The sequence below is a fragment of the Mesonia sp. K4-1 genome (genome assembly GCF_008017825.1).
Lineage (GTDB): Bacteria > Bacteroidota > Bacteroidia > Flavobacteriales > Flavobacteriaceae > Mesonia.
Genome location: NZ_VRLS01000005.1, coordinates 1 through 1,065, shown reverse-complemented (window position 1 = coordinate 1,065; position 1,065 = coordinate 1). Strand labels below are relative to the sequence as shown.

General features: G+C 26.0%; 1 protein-coding gene. It reads left to right on the top strand.

Features of this window, described 5'->3' with window-relative positions:
• Nucleotides 1-257: 257 nt before the first annotated feature.
• The gene (locus FT986_RS00080; RefSeq protein WP_147863265.1) at nucleotides 258-980 is read left to right on the top strand and encodes a hypothetical protein; all 723 of its coding nucleotides are present in this window, start codon (nucleotides 258-260) and stop codon (nucleotides 978-980) included.
• The last annotated feature ends 85 nt before the right edge of the window (nucleotides 981-1,065 follow it).

Genomic DNA, 1,065 nt, shown 5'->3' with positions numbered 1-1,065 from the left:
TAGTTAAAGAGAGGGGATTATCAATGTTGTCGAAGTCTAACGCTTCACCGTATATCATAACCTTAATCCTCTCTTTGCTCTTTCTGATTTATACTATAAAATTAATAAGAATCAAACTTAAGCCGTATAAAATTAATTGCTGGTTTTAGCCAATTTACGAAAGTCCTCGCGGACTTTCTATCTGTGTTTTATTTGCTAGCTTTAGTGCTTAAAACACGCAACTAATCTTATACAAACTCGTTGGCAAATATTAAAAAATGAGAAAAGTAAAAAAGATTTTAGTTATTTTATTTTTAGTAATTATTTCTCTATTTACTATAATGTATTTAAGATACAATGTTTCTTATGGCAATTCGATTTTTGAAAAATCAATGATGATTGGATGTATGCATCGAGCTTTATCAGATTTTAATTATTCTTCATCAAAAAAAACTTGTGAATGTGTCATTAGTAAACTAAGAAATAATTATACAGAAGAGGAAATTAAAAAAAATTCAGACCAAATAATTAAAAATAGTAAAAGCATATTTATTGATTGCACTAAAAAATTTTCAAAAAACAATAGTACAATAAAACAAAACAGAAAATTATATGAATATTTTAGTTTACCAGATACAATTCATAAAGAAGTTAAAATAGATACTTTTAGCTATTATTACAAACTATCCGATACAGTTATTCAAGACAAAAATGATTATAGATTTATGACTGTTTACTCTAAACTTTTCAGAACAGAAAAAGAATGTAAAAAAGAATTGAATTTAGCAGAAAGCGACACTACATATGCAGAATCTCATAGTTTTAACGATACATTAAATTGTCCTATTTATTTTCTTAACAAACCAGAAAGTGGAAACTATTACATTAAAGCAAAAGTTAAAATTCAATCACTTGCTGCTTATTATGGCAAAAAAGATTCTACTGGAGGAAAAATGATTACAAGAGAATTCGAATTTTATAAACCACTTGTTATAGAATAATAAAACATTTGCCAACAAAGAACTGAGGTAAAATCCAACTCTTTTCTACATTAAATTTGAGACATAATTAGTCTGTTCTAAAATC